Consider the following 18,358-nt stretch of genomic DNA (forward strand, 5'->3'; position numbering starts at 1 on the left):
CGGTTTCCTCAAGGGCAGCCGCGCTGCTCCAAATCCTATACGTACGCCGTACTTAAAAGTGTCACGCCAATTACTTGATAACGACCAGACCATCCCTTCCATTGCGTATTGCCGCGGGCGCTCGGCACGACGCTATTCGAAGAGTCCAATATGAAAGAGATCGTCCATATCACCGAAGCCTTTGGCGGCGGTGTGCTCTCCATGCTGACCCAGCTATCGAACCGCGCAGCGGCCGCTGGCGTCGGCGTAACGATCCTTCATTCGATTCGGCAGGAAACGCCCAACGACTTCTCGAAGCTCTTTCATCCGGCGGTCAAGCTGACCTATGTGAACATGGTTCGTGAAGTCAGCGTGAAGCACGACCTGTCGGGTCTTCGGGATCTGGTCCGCAAGCTCAGGGAGTGCGATCCTTCGGTGATCCATCTCCATTCGTCGAAGGCCGGCGTGCTGGGACGCGCCGCCGCGCGCATCGCGGCGCCGCGTGCTCGCGTGTTCTATTCGCCGCATGGCCTGGCCTTTCTGCGCCGCGACGTGTCGGCCGCCAAGCAGTTCGCTTATCTGAGCTTCGAGCGCATCGCGGCGCGCCTTGGCGGCACCATCGTCGCATGCTCGAAAAGCGAGCTTGCCGAGATCGAAACGAAGATGCATGCGCGGCAGGCCCGCATGATCGAGAACGGCGTGAACGTGACGGAGATCCCGCCGCGCATCGAAAAGCGCGACGGCGAACTCGTCATCGGCATGAGCGGACGCGCAATGTTCCAGAAGAATCATGAGGCCTTCGTGAAGCTCGCCACCGCGTTGCACGGCCCTTCCGTTCGCTTCGTGTGGATCGGCGGCAGCGAGGACGAGCTGCCCGCCGGAACGCCGAAAGGCGCGGTGTCGTGCAGCGGCTGGGTCACGCGCGAACGTGCGCTCGAATTGACCTCGGAGCTCGATATCTATGTGCAGACATCGCGTTGGGAAGGCATGCCCATCGCACTGATCGAAGCGCAGGTCGCGGGCATTCCCGCGGTCGTCACGGATGTCGTCGGCAATCGCGATGTCGTGCAGCACGGCCTGACGGGCTTCGTCGCATCGAGCGCGGAAGAAATGGAGAAGTGCATCGCGATCCTGCGCGATGAGCCGGCATTGCGTGCGCGCATGGGCGCGGCGGCGCGGGCATCGGCGAGCAAGCGCTTTTCGATGGACGCGATCTTCCGCCAATGGCTCCTGATGTACCAGTTCGGCTCCGACAAGCCCGCGCGCGAACTCGGCGCGAACCAGGCGGCCTCGTATGAAACCAGCTCCGATTCACAGTTCTGACGCCCTGCCCATGGATACTTCCATCGCCACCAGCAAGTATGTTTATAACGGCCGCTTCACGAGCCAGAAGACCACGGGCGTGCAGCGCGTCGCGAGAGAGCTCGTCGCCGCGCTCGTGAAGTTGCCGCAAGGCGCGCACGTGACGCTCGCGGTGCCGCCGCAAGACGGGCTCGATCCCGTGCAAGGCGTCGATACCGTGAAGCTCGGCTTCGGCAAGGGTGTCTTCTGGGAGCAGATCGTGTTGCCGCTCTTCGCCGGCCGCTCGCGCATCGTGAATCTCTCGAACTCGGGTTCCATCTTCCGGCCGAACCAGATCATCTATATGCACGATGCCGCGGTGTTCGATACGCCCGCGCATTTTTCGTGGAAGTTCCGCACGTGGTATCACGTGATGTTCTGGATTCTCGCGCGCACGTCGAGTTGCGTGCTGACCAACTCCGTGTTCTCGCGCGACCGGCTCGCGCATCATGTCGGCGTGCCCGCGGAGCGCATCGGCGTGGTGCCGCTCGCCGCAGACCATCTCGATCCCATCGCGCCGGATACCACGGTAATCGATGAACTCGGGCTCACGAAGAACCGCTACGTGCTCGCCGTAAGCAGCATGAATCCGACGAAAAACTTCAAGCGCCTCGTGGAAGCGTTCATGCGCCTGAACGATCCGTCGATCGATCTCGTGATCGTCGGTATGAAGAATGCCGCCATCTTCGGCAAGGCGCACGATCTGTCGAACGCGCCTAACATCAAGCAGGCGGGCTACGTCAGTGATGAAAAACTGAAAGCGCTCTATCAACATGCCGCGTGCTTCCTCTATCCTTCGATTTACGAAGGTTTCGGCATTCCGCCGCTGGAGGCGATGCGCAACGGCTGTCCGACGCTCGTCGGCCGCGCGGCGGCGTTGCCCGAGACGTGCGGGGATGCATCGATCTATTGCGACCCGTTTTCGGTGGAAGATATTTCGGGCAAGTTGCGCCAGCTGCTCGATTCGCCGGAACTGAGCGAGGATCTCAAACGGCGTGGCCTCGCGCACGCCGAGCGTTTCCGCTGGACGGAAAGCGCGCGCCTGCTCATGCAATTCATCGACAAGGCGTGATTGCGTCGTGGCGATTTGAGCCGCGCCCGGCGCAGAAAGGGGGAAATTGGTGAAGTTGGGAATCTACTGCGACTCGGGTATCAACGGCGGTCACGAAGAAATGCTTAAGCGCTTCATGCTCGCGCTCGTCGAGTGCGCGCATGTCGAGGCTTTGCATATCCTCGTGCCGACGGCGAACGAGCCGCTGTATCGTTATGTGAGCGATCTGGCGCGCGCGCATCCGAAAGTCGGCACGATCGGTCTTTCCTATACGGCCGAATCGATACACGGCAATGTCTTTACGCTGCTGCGCAAGGCCCGCGCGACCGCAGCGACATTGCGCGGGTTGCGCCTGAACAAGCTGCTGATCGCGCAAGGCACGATCGTCTCGGGCATCGCGGGCCTGCTCGCCGGACGTCAGGCGCGCACGCGCACGGTGAGCTATCTGCCGCTCGTCGATGAAGCGCCGGTGAACGCAAGCCGCGGCGCGAAAATCAAATGGCTCGTCAAGCGCGCGCTGTATCGCGTGCCGCATGAATACGTGACGCTGAACGATCATCTGTGCGGCAAGCTGAGCCAGCTCGCGCCCAACGCGCGCGCGATGATCCTCGAGAACTACGTCGACGATCGCTTCAGCCGCTCCACGCTCACGAAGGACGCAGCGCGCGCCGCGCTCGGCCTGCCCGACGACGGCACCACGATCGTCGCGCATATCGGGCGGCTGAACTTTCAGCAGAAGCGTCAGGATTTCCTGATGCACGCGATCGAACGTCACGCGGATGCATTCGCACGTACGCTCGTGCTGATCGTCGGCGAAGGTCCGGATGAAGCGCGCCTGCAAGCGATGATCGACGCGAGCCCGACACTGTCCGCGTGCGTGCGCCTGGTCGGTCCGAAGAAGGACGTGCTGCCCTACATCGTCGCGAGCGACGCGCTCGTGCTGCCTTCCGCGTATGAAGGCGTGCCGCTCGTCATGATCGAAGCTGTGCTTGCGCAACGGCCGATCGTGGTGTCGCGCGTGTCGGGGCTCGATTCGTATCTGCCCGACGCCCTGCTGTTTCCCGCGAACGACCACGATGCATTCGTCGAGCGCATCTTCGCGGCGCGCGATCTGCCGCTCGCCGGGCTGGCGGGCGAGTTCAGAAGGCGTTTCTCGCGCGAAGTGTTCGACGCGCAGGCGCAAAACGTTCTGCTGCATCCGGGCGGCGCAGGCGGCGCGCGCGGCGCGGGTGCGGGCGCGACACATCAACATTCCGACGTGCTGGCCAAATAGCCGCGCGCATCATCACGAGGCCGAACATCGATGCGAACCATGTTGGCCGCGGTATCAGTCTTTGGTGCGCTGCTGTGCGCATCTGTCCTGATCTTCGCGCGCAGCGGCACGCCCGACGCGTATCACAGCAGCCGTTCGTCCGCTTCATCGAAAGCGGATGCGGCGCCGAAGATCGCCTGCGACAAGGGCGCGACCGGCGTCTTCTACGGGATTGCGGGGCATCTGGAGCATCGCGGCGCGTATCGCATGAGCGACTACGACTTGCAGATTTCACAGCTGCGAGACCTCGGTGTCACGATGTACGCGCAGGATGTATCGAATGAGGAAAGCGCGCACATGGTCGCGGATTTCGCGCGCGCGGCGGCCAGGCAGTGCATTGGCGTGCTGGCGCTCGTCACGCCCTTCGAGCCGCAGAAGCGCGCGAGCGAACAGGAAACGTTCGAGCGCGGCTATGCGCTCGGCAAGACCGCGGGGCGCGTTCTCAAAGGCCTCGTTACGTACTATCAGGTGGGCAACGAATACGACAACTGGACCATACTCGGCTCGGACCGCAGCGGCGAGCATCCGAAGGACTACGACAACGCGATGTTCATGAAAGCGCGCGGCTCGATCCTCGGCCTCATCAAGGGCATACGCGAAGCGAATCCCGACGCGAAGATCCTGCTGACATCGTTCAGTTGGCTTCATTACGGTTTCACGGACATGCTGTACGCCGGTACGCAGCCCGATGGCACGAAGGGTCATCCGATACCGCAATGGGACATCACCGCGTGGCACTGGTATTCGAACATGGGCCCGATCACCGCGGCGGGCGACAAGAAGGTCAACGTGCTCGAACGCCTGCGCGACAGCTATGGCAAGCCCATCTGGATCACGGAATACGGCGTGCGGCCGAATCATGCGGACCCGGCGGGCTATCTCGTGGGCAAGGAAGCGTTGAAGGGATTCGTCTCGCTGGCGAAGACTTACAACATTCAGAACGTGACGTTGTACGAACTCTACGACGACCAGCGCTATGGCGGCGACGGCAACTACGGCGTGATTCACGACGACGGCAAAACGCGCAAGTCACGCTTCAACACGGTGCGCGATTTCATCAAGGCGAACCCGATGCCCTAAAAACACAATTGAATTGGTACGACGAAAACAACGGCTGCGAAACCGATGATTATCGCGCGAAAAGAGGGCCGCGCAAGTGGTATGCCCGCGCCTTTCGGTCGTTGAACGTTCGGTACTTAACAGACGCGAGCACTTCGCGACCGGAAGATAGGTTTGACGCTATTTTTTCCAGGCGTGTCGTATCGTTTGATGACAAGCGACTCGAACGGGATTCGCGAGTTTCATCCGCCGAATCCATTAGACGCGGTTCCGAGGCACGGAGTGTGCTTCAGGCAAGGATCGCACTCCGACGAGCCGACGCGCTCCGTCTTGCGACCTCGAAGCATCGTACGCTTCGCTCGTTTTTCGAAAGCCTCTCGCGTCTTTAGTCTGGAAGCTCCGCCGGCCATGCGCCGCATCAACAACACGTGAGACGTAGCGCGGACATGCCGCGCGGGCACTCTGCTTTTATCGCAGCCCGGACACAACGCTCAATTTATCGAACTGAGGACGGCGCCTTTGAACACCCTCTATGTGAACAACGGATCTTCGCGCCCAGGCAAGGACGACGGTGAATTCACCGCGAGCGACATGCTCAGGCTCCTGCGCGATCACCTTGGCATGCTCTTCCTGTTCATAGGAATCGCGGCCGCGCTTGCGACCGCCTATGCATTTCTTGCCAAGCCCATTTATTCGTCGGACGTGGTCGTGCGCGTGGATCCACCCGATCCGAACGCGCTCGGCATCGCGCCGCAAAACCAGATGCAGATGCAGCAGTCGCTACCCACGGTCAATCAGCTCGCACCCGCGGAAATCTCCGTGATGCAAAGCCGCTCGGTGCTCGAACCCGTGGTCAAGCAGTTTCATTTCGACATCAAGTCCAAGCCCAAGACCTTCCCCGTGCTCGGCCAGATCGCCGAACTGTTCGCGAAGAAAGGGCATCTCGCGCCCGCGTGGTTCGGCCTCGATTCGTATGGATGGGGCGGCGAGGAACTGCAGATCGGCCGGCTCGACGTGCCGCCCGCGCTCGAAGACCAGAAGCTCGATCTCGTGCTGCTGGAGAACCATCAGTACGAGTTGCGCGATCCCGACGGCGAGACCATTCTGCGCGGCACGATCGGCCGCCCGGCGACGGCGAACGGCGTATCGATTCTCGTGAATAGCGCGATCGGCCATCCGGGCGTGCGTTTCGACGTGACGCGCCTCAACACGCTCGACGCCATCGCGCTCATGAAGAAGACGATGAAGGTGGCCGAGTCCGCGAAAGATACGGGCGTCGTGCAGATCACTTTCAACGCCGACGATCCCGCGCTTACCGCCGACGTCGCGAACGCGCTCGGCCAGGCGTATCTGAGCGCCGCAGTGCAGGCGCGTCAGGCGAACGACACGAAGACGCTCGAATTCATTCGCGGAGAATTGCCGCGCCTCGAACACGACCTCAAGGTGGCCGAAGGCAACCTGAGCACGTTCCGCGCGAAGTCGCAGTCGGTGCAACCGATTCCCGAAGCGCAGGCTTATCTGCAAGGCAGCATCGTGTCGATGCAGCAACTCGCGACGCTCAAGCTGCAACGCACGCAAGCCCTGCAGCGCTTCCAGCCGAGCAGCCCGCAAGTGGTCAATCTCGACCAGCAGATTGCCGAACTCGAAGCGTCGAACAAGCAGATTCAGCAGCGCTTTGACAGCATGCCGCAATCCGAACGTCAGAACGCGACGCTCACCCGTGACGCGCGCGTCGCGGAAACCATCTACATGGGCATGGTGAACAAGGCGCAGGAACTCTCCGTGCGCCGTGCGAGCACGAGCGGCGGCGCGCATATCGTCGATAACGCGCTGCGCCCGTATCGCCCGGTTAAGCCGAACAAGTCGCTCGTGATCGTCGCGGGGACGGGCCTCGGCTTTTTCATCGGCACGTTCTTCATCTTCCTGCGCCGTCACGCGATGATCGGCGTCACCGATCCGATGTTCGTCGAGCGCCGTCTCTCGGTGCCCGTGCTCGGCGAAGTGCTGTATAGCCGCCAGCAGGCGATGCTCGATCACGAGATTGCCGTGTCGCCGGTGGAACATGCGCCGCTCACCTACTCCGGCACGCAGGACGGCGGACCGCCAAGAGCGCTGCCTCACATCGAGTTGCCGGAGCACGATGCCTTCGCGATGCCGCACGTCGCCGACACCGACCGCGATGCCCGTGTGCTCGCGACCCGCTACCCGCACGATCCGGCGATCGAAGCGCTGCGCGCGGTGCGCACGGAGCTGTATCGCGATCTCGCCAATGCGCCGAACAATATCGTGATGCTGACGGGCCCGATTCCGTCGGCGGGCAAGAGCTTCGTCGCGGCGAATCTGTCGGTGCTGCTCGCCGAAATCGGCCTGCGCGTGCTGCTGATCGACGGCGACATGCGGCGCGGCCACATTGCATCGTTTTTCAAGCAATCGAATCCGGGCGGTCTCTCGGAAGTGCTGAAGGGCGAAATGGCGCTCGGCGATGCGATCCGCTATGTCGGCGTGCCGGGGCTCTCGTTCATCTCGTGCGGCGCGTATCCGGAGAATCCGTCCGAACTGCTGATGATGCCGGGCTTTCGCAACATGCTCGCGCGCATGAGCGACCAGTTCGATCTGGTCCTGCTCGACACGCCGCCGTTCCTCGTCGTGACCGACGCGGCGATCGTCGCAAGCGATGCCGGCTCGACGGTGCTCGTGCTGCGTTCGGGCATCCAGAGCGAGGAAGAGATCGAAGAAACCGTGAAGAAGGTGCAGCGCGCGGGCGGCAGGCTCGTCGGCTCGGTCTTCAACGCGATTCCGCGACGCCCGAGCAATCGCCGCAGTTATGGCTATGCCGCGGCCTATACGAGCACGTTCAAGTCGATGAGCTGAGATCGCGCGCGCGGCAACGCGCGCCATTGTTTCGATGAATCGCGCCGCGTGCCTGTCACGCGGCGCTCAACGTTGTAACGCCGGTATCGGTCGCCATGCATCCATCCGCTGCGGGAAACGTCCGCGCGATCCGGATGTCAAACGACTTCAGGAACACGAGCCATCCTCCGGAACGTCTTGTTCGCCAGGATGGACACGGGGCTTCGGCGCGCTGCGCGCCGCAACCGGATCGGGAAAGAGACGCATATGAGCGGACGTTTTTCCTACAGGCATCGGCTCGTGCAATGCCCGCGCTGTCGCAGACAGCTCGCGGCGGACTGCTCCGTGTGTCCGCATTGCGCCCATCGGCGCGCGAGGAAGCTGGCGCGCACGCCCGTGCGGGCGGTCGTGGTTGTCGTGCTCGCGTTGCTCGCGATCGGCGGCTACGTCTATCTCGGCGAGCCGGGATTCGACGCGCGCACGTTCATTTCGCGCTGAACCCGCGATGCAGCGGTGAAGCACGATAAGCGCCGACGTCCTGGCTCCGGCCCATACCGATTACAACAGCTAGCCTGGTTCGAACCAGGCGCATTCCACCTTCGACGATGAAAGAAAAAGCGGCGCTGACCGACCTCTACTTCAGAATCTGGGCCTTCGCGATGCCGGTGACGTCGTTTCTCGTCATGCCATCGATTCAGGGCACGACGATCGGCTATCTGATGTGCTTTCTCTCCGTGCCGCTCGTGCTGCTGTTCGGCGGCCGCGCGCGCAAGAACTGGATGCATTTCCTGCTCGCGGCGATCGTCGTGTGGCTGATCATGTTCTGCACCTCGCAGATCGCCGACATCATGGCGCCCTTCGAGCCGGACTTCAGCAAGATCGTGCTCGTCGACGATAAGGATCCGTTCACCTTCATCCTGCGCAGGACGCTGTTTACGCAGTCGCTCTACGTCGCGGCGGTCGTGCTCTATGTGGCTTACGTGGTCCAGTACTACAAGCCGACGTGGGATCAATGGCTGCTCGCGGCCGTCACGCTGTTCGCGCTGTACGGCATGTACGAAGTGGTCTTCTATATCGTGACGGGACAACCCGGCGACTTCATCTCGAACCGCGCGTTCGGCGACCAGTTCGGCAAGGGCATCGTACGCTCGGACGGCACGGTGAACGGCAGCTCGTTCCAGCAGATCGATATCAAGGGCTTTCCGATCCAGCGCCTGAAGGCGCTCACGGGCGAGCCCTCGATGTACGCGATGTCCATCTTCCCGTTCTGGATTTACTTCAACGCGACTTCGCGCCTGCGGTGGCCCGTGTGGGTCATCGGGATCTCGCTCATCATGAGCACGTCTTCGACGGTGCTGATCGGCTATGCGGTGTACTCGCTCATCCGCATGCGCAAGCTTGGCATCAACCCGGTCAAGGCGCTGATCAGTCTCTTCGTGCTGTGCGTGCTCGCGTATCTGCTGCAGGATTACATCGCCGATCTCTTCAAGCAGATGGTGATGGACAAGCTCGAACAGAAGACCGAGTCGGGGTCCGACCGCATGCTGCTGTTCGTCGAATCGATGCGGCTATGGTTCAATGCCGCGCCGCTCAACCAGCTCTTCGGCATCGGCTTCGGCTATGTCCGCTCGACCGATCTCTTCTCGACCCTGCTCGTCAATGTCGGCGTGGTCGGCACGGTGTTCATCAGCGCATTGATGCTCTTTCCCGCGTTCAAGCTCGACTGGGACCCGCGTGGCATGGCGCTGCGCCAGTGCTGCGTCGCGACCTGGACGATGATGATGGTCTCCGTGCCCGAGTTCGCGTATCTCGCGCCGTGGACGCTCGTCGCGATGGCCTACGTGCGCGTGCGCGCGCTGAAGCTCGCGAAAGTGCAGGTCGGCGACAAGGCCGCCGCCGCCGCGATGCAGGAATCGCAGGACGGCGCATCGATCGGCACGGCGATCGGCAGGCACGTGCGGCCGGAAATCGGAGCGCGCATCGGCTCGCGCTTCGGTCCGCGCGGGCGTCATCTGTAGAGTCGGCCCGGCGCCGCTCGCGCCGCCCGCTTCCCTGCATCGTTCTACAATGTCGGTTTCGATCAACCAGGGAGCAACCATGTCGATTGTCACGACCGATTCCGGTCTCAAATACGAAGACGTCACCGTTGGCGAGGGCGCCGAAGCCGTCGCGGGCAAAACCGTCAGCGTGCATTACACGGGCTGGCTCACGGACGGCCAGAAGTTCGATTCGAGCAAGGACCGCAACGACCCGTTCGCGTTCGTGCTCGGCGGCGGCATGGTCATCAAGGGCTGGGACGAAGGCGTCCAGGGCATGAAGGTGGGCGGCGTGCGCCGTCTCACGATTCCGCCGCAACTCGGCTATGGCGCGCGCGGCGCGGGCGGCGTGATTCCGCCGAACGCCACGCTCGTGTTCGAAGTGGAACTGCTCGACGTCTGAGCCCTGCCTGCATGGACGCCCCGCTTCATCGTCCCGCCGTGTCGCTGCGCCGTTATGAACGGTGCGAAGCGTCGGACGTGCACGACTATCATCAGATCGTGCTCGGCCTCGACGGGTCGATGGAGATGGCCGTCGAAGGCCACGGCGCGCGCATCGATTGCCGCGGCGCGTGGATCATTCCGGCGGGCGCGCGTCACGACTACTGGGCCGACGGCGACAATCGCCAGCTCGTGCTCGATCTGCCCGCGGCGTCCGTCGCGGTGCCGCTGCGGTACTTCGAGCGCGCGCGGGCCATCGATATCGATCCGCGTGTCACGCAGCTCGTCGCCGATGTCGCGAGGCGCGCCCATGCCGAAGACCCGCGCCTCGCGCATCGCTTCGCATGGCAGGCCGCCGCGCATCTGTGCGGCGCGCTGATGCACGACACGGACGATGCCGTCGACGCGATGCGCGGTCTCGACTTCGCGCGCATCGACCGATGGCTGCGTCTGCATTTAGCGGAACCGCTGCGTATCGCCGATCTCGCCGCGCATTGCGGCTTCGGCATGCGGCGCTTTCATCAGCTTTTCAACGAGGCGTTCGGCGAGACGCCGCATCGCTATCTGCATCGCTTGCGGCTCGACGCCGCGCTCACCCTGCTCGCCGATCCGCGCGCAACCCTCACCGATATCGCGCTCGATGTCGGCTTCGCCGATCAAAGCGCATTCACTCACGCGTTCTCGAAGCGCTTCGGCATCTCGCCGGGGCAATGGCGCAACGGCGGCGTTAGGCGTTGAGTCCGCGCGCAAGATCGGCGCGAATGTCCGCGGGATCTTCCAGGCCCACGGCAAGACGGATCAAGCCTTCGCGTATGCCCGCCGCTTCGCGCACGTCGGGCGTGAGGCGGCCATGCGTCGTCGTCGCGGGATGCGTGATTGTCGTGCGCGTGTCGCCGAGATTGCCGGTGATCGAGCAGAGCTTCGTGCCGTCGATCACGCGCCACGCATTCGCGCGTTGCGCGTCCTGCGTCTCGCCCTTCAGCTCGAACGAAACGATCGCGCCGCCCGCTTTCTGCTGCTTCATCGCGATGACGTGCTGCGGATGCGATTCGAGCCCCGGATAGAACACGCGATTCACCGCGGGATGCGCTTCGAGCCAGCGCGCAATCTCGAGCGCATTCGCCGACTGCTTCTCGACGCGCAGCGCGAGCGTCTCCATGCCCTTCAACAGCACCCAGGCGTTGAACGCGGACATCGTCGGCCCGGCGCTGCGCACAAACGGAAACACCGTCTCCATGATGAAGCGCTTCGTGCCGACGAGCGCGCCGCCGAGCACGCGGCCCTGACCGTCGAGAAACTTCGTCGCCGAATGCATCACGACATCCGCGCCGAGTTTCAGAGGCTGCTGCAACGCGGGACTGCAGAAGCAGTTATCGACCACGAACAGCGCGCCGTTCTGCTTGGCGATGCGGCCGATCGCTTCGATATCGGCGATCTCCGTCAGCGGGTTCGACGGCGTTTCCAGGAAGAACATCTTCGTCTCGGGCTTCACGGCAGCCTGCCATTCGTCGGGCCGGGTCGGATCGACGAAGGTCGCCGTGATGCCGAACTTCGGGAAGATCTGCGTGAACATGCCGATGGTCGAGCCGAACAGGCTTTTCGAACTGACGATGTGATCGCCCTGCTGCATCGACGCCATCACGACCGAGAGGATCGCCGACATGCCCGATGCCGTCGCCATGCAGGCCTCGCCGCCTTCGAGCGCGGCAAGACGGTTCTGGAACATCGTGACCGTCGGATTGGTGAAGCGCGAATATGTGTACGCTTCTTCCGCGTTCTTGAAGCGCTCGGCGGCTTCGGCCGCGCTCGAGAAGCAGAAGCTCGACGTCAGAAACAATGCTTCGGCGTGCTCATTGAATTCGCTGCGCAAGGTGCCGGCGCGCACGGCGAGCGTATCGAAGTTGAAGTTATCGTTCATGTCATCTCCCCTCTTCGCGGATACAAAAAAGCCCGCTTGGTCCTTGCAGACGAAGCGGGCCTGTAGCGATATCGGCGCTTTACTCGACCGATAGCTGCAAATGCAACTGCGAGCGCGAGACACCGCCTTCCAGCGCTTCGCTCGCCGCATCGCGATCCGACTGCGACTGCGGCGCGAGGCGCGCGGACTCGATGCGATCGAGATAATCGGTCGTCACGTCGCCGGTGATGTAGTTGCCGTCGAAGCACGAAGCCTCGAATCCGCGCAGGTTCGGATTGATGTCGCGGATGGCGCTCTTCAGGTCTTCCACGTCCTGATAGACGAGATAGTCCGCGCCGATCATGCGCGCCACTTCGTCGTCGCTGCGGCCATGCGCGACGAGTTCGCCGCGCGTCGGCATGTCGATGCCGTACACGTTCGGGAACTTCACCGGCGGCGCGGCGGACGCGAAAATCACCTTGCTCGCGCCGGCATCGCGGGCCATCTGCACGATTTCATGCGAGGTCGTGCCGCGCACGATGGAGTCGTCGACGATCAGCACGTTCTTGCCCTTGAACTCGATGCCCATCGCGTTCAGTTTCTGGCGCACCGATTTCTTGCGCACCGCCTGGCCCGGCATGATGAAGGTACGGCCCACGTAACGGTTCTTGAAGAAGCCTTCGCGATACTCCACGCCGAGCTTCGCGGCCACCTGCATCGCGGCGGGGCGCGACGAGTCGGGAATCGGCATCACGACGTCGATCGGCACGTCCGGCAGCACGCGCTTGATCTTCTCGGCGAGATAGTCGCCCATGCGCAGACGCGCGTTGTAGACCGGCACGCCGTCGAGGCACGAATCCGGGCGCGCGAGATACACGAGCTCGAAAATGCACGGATTGAGTTCCGGCTTCTCGGCGCATTGATGGCTGTGCAGATTGCCTTCGGCGTCGATGAAAATCGCTTCGCCCGGCTCGACATCGCGCACGAATTCGAAGCCGATACCTTCGATCGCCACCGATTCCGACGCGACCATCCACTCGACGCCCGTCGCCGTTTCCAGCTTGCCGAGCACCAGCGGGCGAATGCCGAACGGGTCGCGGAACGCGACGAGCCCGTAGCCCGCGATCAGCGAAACGATCGCGTACGAGCCTTTCACGCGGCGATGCACGCCCGCGACCGCCTTCCACAGCGCGGCGGCGTCGAGCTGCAGGCCCGAGCTCGCGAGCTGCAGTTCGTGCGCGAACACGTTGAGCAGCACTTCCGTGTCGGACGCGGTGTTGATGTGCCGGCGGTCGATGCGGAACATCTCGTCCTTCAGCTGCATCCAGTTCGTGAGGTTGCCGTTATGCGCCAGGATGATGCCGAACGGCGCGTTCACGTAGAACGGCTGCGCTTCTTCCTCGCTCGACGCCGAACCGGCGGTCGGGTAACGCACCTGGCCGATGCCGACGTTGCCCGGCAGGCTGCGCATGTTGCGCGTGCGGAACACGTCGCGCACCATGCCGTTGGCCTTGTGCATGTGGAAGTTGTTGCCGTCCGCCGTGGCGATGCCCGCCGCGTCCTGCCCGCGATGCTGGAGCAGAAGGAGGCTGTCATAGATCAGCTGATTGACGGGACTTTGGGAAACTACACCTACGATGCCGCACATGGCATGGTCCTTCAAAGAGTCGAAACGGGTAGACAAGGCGTTGCCCGGCTCCGGAGGGCGCTTTCTCGAAAATCGGCCGTAAGGCGGCCGGGTCGAAACGCTTTCGAGCCGTCGCGGGTTCCTCGTGTAGCCGGCCGTTCGTCTATTGTGCGGCGTCTGGCGCCAGGACGCTCGATTGAGGAGCGACGTGCACGTACGCGGCGAGCGTATCGGGGAGCAGCGATTTCAGTTCGCGCACGCCTTGCTCGGCCATCGGCCGCAGCAGCGCATTGCGCCAAAAATCCTTTTCCGGCAGTTCGGTCAAGCCAGCCAGGGCGACCAGTATCACTACCAATATAGCGCCTCTCACGAGGCCGAACAGCAAGCCCAGCGAACGGTCCACGCCCCGCAGGCCGGTTACTTCCGTGATGCGCGTCAAAAGCGACGACAGCACGCTCGACACCAGCAGCACTGCCGCGACGACCAGCAGAAACGCCACCAGCCACTGCGTGAGCGCCCCGCCCGGCCACGTTGCCGGAATATAGGGCACGACGAGCCCGACAAACCGCCCGGCGATCAGAATCGCGGCGACCCAGCCGACGAGACCGAACGCTTCGGCCAGCAGGCCGCGCCACATGCCGCGCAGCGCGGACAAGCCGATCACGGCCATCACGGCATAGTCGAAAGCGGTGAACATCGAGTCTGCTTAGTTCGATGCTCGTGTGCCGCCGCCGAGACCGGCCTGGCGCACCTTCGCGAGCGCCGCCTGCGCCGACGCGCGATCCGGGAACGGACCCGCGCGCAAAAGCGATTTGGTGCCGCCGTCGGACTGCTTGCGATGTTCGAGATATGCGGGCACACCCGCGGACTTCAACTTGTTGACCCAATTCTGCGCGGCGGTTTCATCGTCGAACTGGCCGATTTGCAGCACGAAGCGGCTGCCGGCCGGCGACGACGGCGTGTTCGCCGCGCCCGCGGCCGCATTCGCCGCGGCGTTCGCGTTCGCGCTGGACTCGTCCGCAGGCGGCTGCGCGGCCTGCGGCTTCGCGTTCTGGCTCGCGACGGCGGCGGGCTTCGACGCTTGAGGCTTCGCTTCGGGCTTGGGCGCTTCGCTGGCTTCCGGCTTGGCCTGCGCCGTGGCGGCGGGCGCCGCGGGCTGCGGTTGCGTCACGCCTGCGGCGACACTGCCGGACGCGGCGGCGGGCGCTTCATGCGCGACGCCGGCCTGCGAGTCCGCGTCGGTCGCATCGCGCGACTGCTTCGCGGCGGGCGCCGGACGATTGGGGATGTCGATGGAAATGTCGTCGGTGACGGGCTTCGGGCGCGAATCCAGCACCATCGGCAAGACGATGACGGCGGCCAGCACCAGCGCGATCGCGCCGACGAGCCTGCGCCGCGCGCGCTGTTTCTCGGGAAGCGTGGGATCGAGCATCATGGCGTCGGCGGAGGTGCGCTCGCTACGGTCCGTCCTGCGCGTGCGCCGTTCCGTGCGGACGGTATGACGCGAGCCGCGCGGGGAATCGGATTGTGCGTCGCGACCGGAGTCGTCTTTGTTGCCGAACGAAAAGAGTCCCATGTATCGCTTGATGCTGACGGACGACCGTCTTGGTGATGCTGCCTAGTTATGCTGCATGCGACGGTAGGCCATGACGCCGGCTACCGTGTAGAAACTGCCGAAAACCAAAATTCTATCATTTTCGGAGGCCCGGCTCAGCGCATCTTGAAATGCCGCCGCGAGCGTTTCAAAGCGGGAAACGCTGCTGTCGGGGCCGTCGTTGACACCGGCTTCGCGCAATGCGTGTTCGAGTTGCTCCGCGGACGCCGCGCGCGGCGTCGGCAGCGCGGTGACGTTCCAGTGGTCGATCTCGCTCTTCAGATGCGCGACGACGCCTTCGATGTCTTTGTCGCCCATCGCGCCAAACACCGCGTAAGTGTACGGAAAATAGCCCATGTTGCCGAGATTTTGCGACAACACGGCGGCAGCGTGCGGATTGTGCGCGACGTCGAGAATGATCTGCGGCTTGCCTGGAAGCACCTGAAACCGCCCGGCCAGTTCGACGTTCGCCAACCCAAGGCGAATGTCCTGCGCCGACACCGGCAGACGATCGCGCAGCGCTTCTAGCGCCGCCAGCGCCGCCGACGTATTGATGAGCTGATTTGCGCCGCGCAGCGCCGGATACGCCAGCGCCGAGCGCCGCTGTTCACGCCCGATATAGCTCCATTGCTGGCGTTCGTTGCCCGGCTGCGCCTCGTAGCGGAAGTCGCGCCCGACGAGCCACAGATCCGCGCCAATCGCCCCGGCATGGTCGATCAGGCTCTGCGGCGCGGATGGATCGCCGCAAACCGCGGGCTTGCCCGCCCGGAAGATGCCCGCCTTCTCGAAGCCGATCTTCTCGCGCGTGTCGCCGAGATAGTCCGTATGGTCGATGTCGATGCTCGTAATCACCGCGCAATCCGTATCGACGATGTTCACGGCGTCGAGCCGGCCGCCGAGCCCCACTTCGAGAATGACCGCATCGAGTCCGCGCGAGGCGAAAAGATGCAGGATCGCGAGCGTGGTGAATTCGAAATACGTCAGCGACACCAGCTCCGCGAGGCTCACGCGCGCCTTCTCCACGGCCTCGAAATGTTCGAGCAGCTCGGCGTCGGTGGCCTCGGCGCCGTCGATGCGCGCGCGCTCGTTGAACGCGAGCAAATGCGGCGACGTATGGCAGCCGACGCGATAACCCGCGCGCAGCAGAATCGTTTCGATGATCGCGCAGGTCGAGCCCTTGCCGTTCGTGCCGCCGACCGTGATGACCGGGCAATCGAAGCGCAGCCCCAGCGCGTCCTTCACGCGGCCGATGCGCGTCAGGCCCATGTCGATGCCGACCGGGTGCGCCGCTTCCAGATGGGCAAGCCAGGCGTCGAGAGTGGGGAAAGTGTTCATTTTCGAGATCGAGAAAGCGAAAACGCCGCGCGGAACCCAGGGTTCACGCGCGGCGCGGCGCTGGCGTACCGGCGGCTCAGGCGACGGAATCGGCAGGCTGCCGCGTCATCAGGGCCATCAACTGGGCAAGTTCTTCGCGCATCTTGCGGCGATCCACGATCATGTCGATCGCGCCCTTCGTCATGAGGAATTCGGCGCGTTGGAAACCCTCGGGCAGCTTTTCGCGCACGGTCTGCTCGATCACGCGCGGACCCGCAAAGCCGATCAGCGCTTTCGGCTCGGCGATCACGACGTCGCCCAGGAAGGCGAAGCTCGCGGAAACGCCGCCCATCGTGGGATCGGTGAGAACAGAGATGAACGGCAGCTTCGCATCCGACAGCTTGGTCAGAAGCGCCGTGGTCTTGGCCATCTGCATCAGCGAAAGCAGGCTTTCCTGCATGCGCGCGCCGCCCGACGCCGTGAAGCAGATGAACGGCACGTTCTGCTCCAGCGCATTGCGCGCGCCGCGCACGAAGCGCTCGCCGACGACCGAGCCCATCGAGCCGCCCATGAACGCGAATTCGAAGCACGCGACCACGCACGGAAGGGTATGGATCGCGCCGCCCATGACGACCATCGCGTCGGTCTCATCGGTGTCCTCCATCGCTTCCTTGATGCGATCGGGATACTTGCGGCTGTCCTTGAACTTGAGCGCATCGACCGGCACGACTTCCTGGCCGATTTCATAGCGGCCTTCCGGATCGAGCAGACGGTCGAGCCGCTCGCGCGCGCCGATGCGCATGTGATGGCTGCACTTCGGGCAAACGTGCAGGTTCGCCTCGACGTCGTTGCGATACAGCACCGCCTCGCACGACGGGCACTTCACCCACAGCCCTTCGGGAATGCCCTTGCGGCTTTTGGGATCCGTTTGCTTGATCTTGGGCGGCAGCAGTTTATCGAGCCAGCTCATCGTTTTTCCTTGACTGATCGGGGCGCCGCGCGGCGCTCGAGTTCGAGCGGGCCGCGGCGGCGCGTATTTTACTGTGCGGCGTCGAGCGCCTGACGAATTTCGGCGATGAAGCTCGTCAGCGACGCGGCTGCGGCGTCCGGCTTCGCCTCTTCGACCAGTTGCACGAGGCGGCTGCCGATGACGACGGCGTCCGCGACATCGGCGACGGCGCGTGCGGTTTGCGCGTCGCGAATGCCGAAACCGACGCCGACCGGCAGGGGCACATGCGACTTGATGGCCGGGATTTTACTCGCGATGCTGGAAACGTCCAGATTTGCCGCGCCGGTCACGCCTTTGAGCGAAACGTAGTAGACATACCCGCTCGCAATCTTCCCGACCGCCGCGACGCGCTCGTCGGTGGAAGTCGGCGCGAGCAGGAAGATCGGATCGATGCCGGCGGCGCGCATCGCCGCGCCGAAGTCTTCGGCTTCCTCGGGCGGGTAATCGACGACCAGCACACCATCGACGCCCGCTTGCTTCGCGGCTTGCGCGAAGGCCTCGGCGCCCATGCGCTCGATCGGATTCGCGTAGCCCATCAGCACGACGGGCGTCTTGTCGTCGGTTTCGCGAAAGCGCGCGACATCGGCCAGCACGCTCTTGAGCGTCACGCCGCGTGCGAGCGCGCGTTCCGACGAACGCTGGATGACGGGACCATCGGCCATCGGGTCGGAGAACGGCACCCCCAGTTCGATGACGTCCGCGCCGCCCTTAGCCAGCGCGTGCATGAACTCGACGGTCTGTTCCGGATTCGGATCGCCCGCCGTGATGAACGGGATCAGCCCTTTCTTGCCGTGCGCGGCGAGCGCCGCAAAAGTGTTCTTGATACGGGACATGAGAAATCTCGCTTC

At 63.7% G+C, this 18,358-nt stretch carries 16 protein-coding genes; 9 read left to right on the forward strand and 7 right to left on the reverse strand.

Annotated features, from left to right (window positions below; genetic code table 11):
* Positions 1 to 150: 150 nt before the first annotated feature.
* From LY284_RS22675 to LY284_RS22715, 9 genes are all read left to right on the forward strand, one after another.
* On the forward strand, positions 151 to 1,302 hold the full coding sequence (locus LY284_RS22675) for a glycosyltransferase (RefSeq protein ID WP_045455903.1): 1,152 nt from the start codon (positions 151 to 153) through the stop codon (positions 1,300 to 1,302).
* Positions 1,303 to 1,312: 10 nt separating this feature from the next.
* A complete protein-coding gene (locus tag LY284_RS22680; RefSeq protein WP_233388044.1) occupies positions 1,313 to 2,392 on the forward strand; it encodes a glycosyltransferase family 1 protein in 1,080 nt (359 codons plus the stop codon).
* Between the two features lie 49 nt (positions 2,393 to 2,441).
* Complete coding sequence (locus LY284_RS22685) at positions 2,442 to 3,644, forward strand: glycosyltransferase (RefSeq protein ID WP_050878525.1); 1,203 nt, start codon at positions 2,442 to 2,444, stop codon at positions 3,642 to 3,644.
* Positions 3,645 to 3,674: 30 nt separating this feature from the next.
* Positions 3,675 to 4,763 (forward strand): glycosyl hydrolase, encoded by a 1,089-nt coding sequence (locus LY284_RS22690; RefSeq protein WP_014251402.1) that lies wholly within the window; start codon positions 3,675 to 3,677, stop codon positions 4,761 to 4,763.
* A 498-nt stretch (positions 4,764 to 5,261) separates the two neighbouring features.
* On the forward strand, positions 5,262 to 7,613 hold the full coding sequence (locus LY284_RS22695; protein ID WP_233388045.1) for a polysaccharide biosynthesis tyrosine autokinase: 2,352 nt from the start codon (positions 5,262 to 5,264) through the stop codon (positions 7,611 to 7,613).
* Positions 7,614 to 7,859: 246 nt separating this feature from the next.
* A complete protein-coding gene (locus LY284_RS22700) occupies positions 7,860 to 8,090 on the forward strand; it encodes a hypothetical protein (protein WP_143281696.1) in 231 nt (76 codons plus the stop codon).
* 107 nt (positions 8,091 to 8,197) lie between these two features.
* Positions 8,198 to 9,610 carry a hypothetical protein gene (locus LY284_RS22705; protein WP_233388046.1) on the forward strand — a complete coding sequence of 471 codons (1,413 nt, stop codon included), beginning with the start codon at positions 8,198 to 8,200 and terminating at the stop codon, positions 9,608 to 9,610.
* Between the two features lie 79 nt (positions 9,611 to 9,689).
* The gene (locus LY284_RS22710; protein ID WP_035502329.1) at positions 9,690 to 10,031 is read left to right on the forward strand and encodes an FKBP-type peptidyl-prolyl cis-trans isomerase; all 342 of its coding nucleotides are present in this window, start codon (positions 9,690 to 9,692) and stop codon (positions 10,029 to 10,031) included.
* An 11-nt stretch (positions 10,032 to 10,042) separates the two neighbouring features.
* Positions 10,043 to 10,807, forward strand: coding sequence for an AraC family transcriptional regulator (locus tag LY284_RS22715; RefSeq protein WP_233388047.1), 765 nt, complete (start codon positions 10,043 to 10,045; stop codon positions 10,805 to 10,807).
* Here the strand turns inward: LY284_RS22715 and LY284_RS22720 are convergent.
* The 7 genes from LY284_RS22720 to trpA all read right to left on the reverse strand — a co-directional run bounded on the left by LY284_RS22720 (position 10,797) and on the right by trpA (position 18,343).
* Positions 10,797 to 11,987, reverse strand: a complete 1,191-nt coding sequence (locus LY284_RS22720) for an O-succinylhomoserine sulfhydrylase (protein ID WP_233388048.1) — start codon at positions 11,985 to 11,987, stop codon at positions 10,797 to 10,799. The genes LY284_RS22715 and LY284_RS22720 overlap by 11 nt on opposite strands.
* Positions 11,988 to 12,066: 79 nt before the next feature.
* A complete protein-coding gene (gene purF, locus LY284_RS22725; protein WP_045455157.1) occupies positions 12,067 to 13,614 on the reverse strand; it encodes an amidophosphoribosyltransferase in 1,548 nt (515 codons plus the stop codon).
* A gap of 142 nt (positions 13,615 to 13,756) precedes the next feature.
* Positions 13,757 to 14,290: a CvpA family protein gene (locus LY284_RS22730; protein WP_053569406.1), complete on the reverse strand. Its 534-nt coding sequence runs from the start codon at positions 14,288 to 14,290 to the stop codon at positions 13,757 to 13,759.
* A 9-nt stretch (positions 14,291 to 14,299) separates the two neighbouring features.
* Complete coding sequence (locus LY284_RS22735; RefSeq protein ID WP_233388049.1) at positions 14,300 to 15,169, reverse strand: SPOR domain-containing protein; 870 nt, start codon at positions 15,167 to 15,169, stop codon at positions 14,300 to 14,302.
* Between the two features lie 42 nt (positions 15,170 to 15,211).
* The gene (gene folC, locus LY284_RS22740; protein WP_233388050.1) at positions 15,212 to 16,522 is read right to left on the reverse strand and encodes a bifunctional tetrahydrofolate synthase/dihydrofolate synthase; all 1,311 of its coding nucleotides are present in this window, start codon (positions 16,520 to 16,522) and stop codon (positions 15,212 to 15,214) included.
* A 76-nt stretch (positions 16,523 to 16,598) separates the two neighbouring features.
* Positions 16,599 to 17,471, reverse strand: coding sequence for an acetyl-CoA carboxylase, carboxyltransferase subunit beta (gene accD / locus LY284_RS22745; protein WP_045455166.1), 873 nt, complete (start codon positions 17,469 to 17,471; stop codon positions 16,599 to 16,601).
* Between the two features lie 68 nt (positions 17,472 to 17,539).
* Complete coding sequence (trpA, locus tag LY284_RS22750) at positions 17,540 to 18,343, reverse strand: tryptophan synthase subunit alpha (protein WP_233388051.1); 804 nt, start codon at positions 18,341 to 18,343, stop codon at positions 17,540 to 17,542.
* Between the last annotated feature and the right edge of the window lie 15 nt (positions 18,344 to 18,358).

Source organism: Caballeronia sp. PC1, assembly GCF_021353155.1.
GTDB lineage: Bacteria > Pseudomonadota > Gammaproteobacteria > Burkholderiales > Burkholderiaceae > Caballeronia > Caballeronia cordobensis.